Annotated in this window: 1 protein-coding gene and 1 pseudogene; both read left to right on the forward strand. The window is 70.0% G+C overall.

Annotated elements, in window-relative coordinates; all coding sequences use genetic code 11:
• Positions 1-1,150, forward strand: a 1,150-nt coding sequence (locus BFF76_RS13515; protein WP_141695602.1) for a beta-ketoacyl reductase, incomplete at its 5' end; no start/stop codon positions are given.
• A gap of 98 nt (positions 1,151-1,248) precedes the next feature.
• Positions 1,249-2,986, forward strand: a pseudogene (locus tag BFF76_RS13520) (type I polyketide synthase); the annotation flags it as partial.

The raw sequence follows: 2,986 nt of genomic DNA on the forward strand, positions 1-2,986 counted from the left end.
GGTTGCTCTGGCGGGGCTGGTGGAGGAGCTCGAAGCGGCTGGTGGCCCGGTGCGTTCCGTGTTCCACGCGGCCGGCATCGGTCAGATGACCGGCCTGGTGGGTATGAGCGCGGATGAGTTCGCTGAGGTGCTGCGGGCCAAGGTGACGGGTGCGGACAATCTGGATGCCGTCTTCGGTGACCGGCCGCTCGATGCGTTCGTGCTGTTCTCCTCGATCAGCGCCGTCTGGGGCAGTGGCGGTCAAGCCGCCTACGCGGCTGCCAACGCACACCTCGATGCCCTGGCCGAGCGCCGACGGGCCCGTGGACTGACCGCCACGTCCATCGCCTGGGGCCCCTGGGCGGATGGCGGAATGGCGCAGGGCACGACCGAGGATCTGTACCGGCATGGACTCGTCGCGCTGGCTCCTGTCCAGGCGATCGCCGCGCTGCACCAGGCGCTGGCCGAAGACGAGACCACCCTTACGGTCGCCGATGTGGACTGGGAACGCTTCGCGCCCGCGTTCACCGCTCGTCGCCCCAGCCCTCTCCTCGGTGAACTCTCCGACGTACGGATCGCGCTGACGCCGTCCCGCGAGGAGACGGACGCAGGTTCCGGCGAAGCCGCGACGCTTCTGCGGGAGCGGCTGTCCGCAGCGACCGAGCCGGAGCAGCAGCGCATCGTGCTCGAACTCGTGCGGGGCGAAGCGGCGCGGGTGCTGGGACACGAGTCGCCGGACGCCGTGAAGCCCCGGCGGGGCTTCGTGGAGCTGGGCTTCGACTCGCTCATGGCGGTCGAGGTGCGCAACCGGCTGGCGTCCCACACCGGGCTCCGCCTGCCGACCACGCTCCTCTTCGACTTCACGTCGTCCGCGGCGTTGGCGGAGCACTTGCGCTCCGAGATCGCCCGCGACATGTCGGCGGCGGCCCCGGTCGCCTCGGCCATCACCGAGTTGGAGCGCATGCTGTCCGGGTTGTCCACCACGGACGTCGACCGTGAGGACATCACGAAGAGACTCCAGAGCCTGCTGACGGCGTGGGGCGTCCCCCAGGCGGCCTCCACATCGTCGGACACCCCCACGCCGACAGCCGTCGAGGTGGATCCCGCGCTCGACGCGGCCACGTCGGACGAGTTGTTCGACCTCATCCAACGCGAATTCGGCAAGTCCTGACCGGCAGTTGTTGACGCGCGTGCAAATCATGGCTTTCTCAAGGGGCGGTGCTGTTTCCGATGGCGAGTGAAGAGAAACTCCTGGATCACCTGAAGTGGATGACCGCTGAGCTTCGGCAGACGAAGCAGCGGCTCCACGAGGTCGAGACCGAGGCCCAGGAGCCGATCGCCATCGTCGGCATGAGCTGCCGCTTTCCCGGCGATGTCCGTTCGCCCGAGCAGCTGTGGCAGTTGGTCGCCGACGGTTCGGACGCGATCACGGGCTTCCCGACGGACCGTGGCTGGGATGCGGACGGGCTCTACCACCCCGACCCGGACCACCCCGGCACGACCTACGCGGACCAGGGCGGGTTCCTGACCTCCGTCGGGGACTTCGACGCCGAGTTCTTCGGCATCTCGCCGCGTGAGGCGCTGGCGATGGACCCCCAGCAGCGACTGCTCCTCGAGACCGCCTGGGAGGCGCTGGAGCGGGCCGGCATCGACCCGGCTTCGCTGCACGGCAGCAGCACCGGTGTCTTCGTCGGCTCCAACGCCCAGGACTACGCCGGGTTGCTGCACAACGACACTGCGGAGCTCGGCGGTTACCTCGCCATCGGGAACTCCGCGAGCGTCATGTCCGGCCGCATCGCCTACGCCCTCGGTCTCCAGGGGCCCGCCGCGACCGTCGACACGGCGTGTTCGTCGTCGCTGGTGGCCCTGCACTGGGCCGCACAGGCGTTGCGCCAGGGCGAGTGCTCCATGGCGCTGGTGGGCGGGGCGTCGGTGATGTCCACCCCTGGGGCCTTCCTGGAGTTCTCCCGGCAGCGTGGTCTGGCGGCCGACGGCAGGTGCAAGGCGTTCGCCGAGGCGGCCGACGGTACCGGCTGGGGCGAAGGCGTCGGCATGCTGCTGGTCGAGCGGCTCTCGGACGCGCGCCGCAACGGCCACCAGGTCCTTGCCGTCATCCGCGGCTCCGCGATCAACCAGGACGGCGCGAGCAGCGGTCTCACCGTCCCCCACGGACCGTCGCAGCAGCGGGTGATCCGGCAGGCGCTGGCCGACGCCGGACTGTCCCCGGCCGACGTCGACGCGGTGGAGGCCCACGGCACGGGTACCCGGCTGGGCGACCCGATCGAAGCGCAGTCCCTGCTGGCGACCTACGGGCAGGATCGCCCCGAGCACAGGCCTCTGCGGCTGGGATCGCTCAAGTCGAACATCGGTCACACCGCGGGGGCCGCCGGCGTTGCCGGTGTGATCAAGATGGTGATGGCGATGCGGCACGGTGTGCTGCCGCAGACCCTGCACGTCGACAGGCCGTCGTCCCATGTGGAGTGGTCGGGAGGCGTGGAGCTGCTGACCGAGTCGGTGGCCTGGCCCGAGACGGGACAGCCGCGACGGGCGGGTGTGTCGTCGTTCGGGATGAGCGGGACCAACGCGCACGTCATCCTGGAACAGTCCCCGGAGGCGGACGAGCAACTCCCGGCGTCGACCGCCGTGCTCCCGGTCGTTCCGTGGATCCTCTCCGCCAAGTCCGCCCCGGCACTAGCAGAACAAGCCGCTCAGCTGCTGGCCTTCCAGCACGAGACGGTCCACAGCGCCGTTGACTACGGGTACTCCCTCGCCGTGGCCCGGACCGCGATGGAGAGCAGAGCGGTGCTCCTCGGCGCGGACCGGGAGAGTCTTCTGCGTCAGGTCGCGGCACTGGCCGACGACCCGTCGGCTGCCGACGTGGTCACCGCCACGGCAACCGACCACGACCCGATGGCTGTGTTGTTCTCGGGTCAGGGTGCGCAGCGGTCGGGTATGGGCCGTGAGTTGTATGAGGCGTATCCGGTGTTCGCGGGCGCCTTCGATGCGG

Origin of the sequence: Streptomyces mutomycini (genome assembly GCF_001700505.1) — a bacterium.
Lineage (GTDB): Bacteria > Actinomycetota > Actinomycetes > Streptomycetales > Streptomycetaceae > Streptomyces > Streptomyces mutomycini.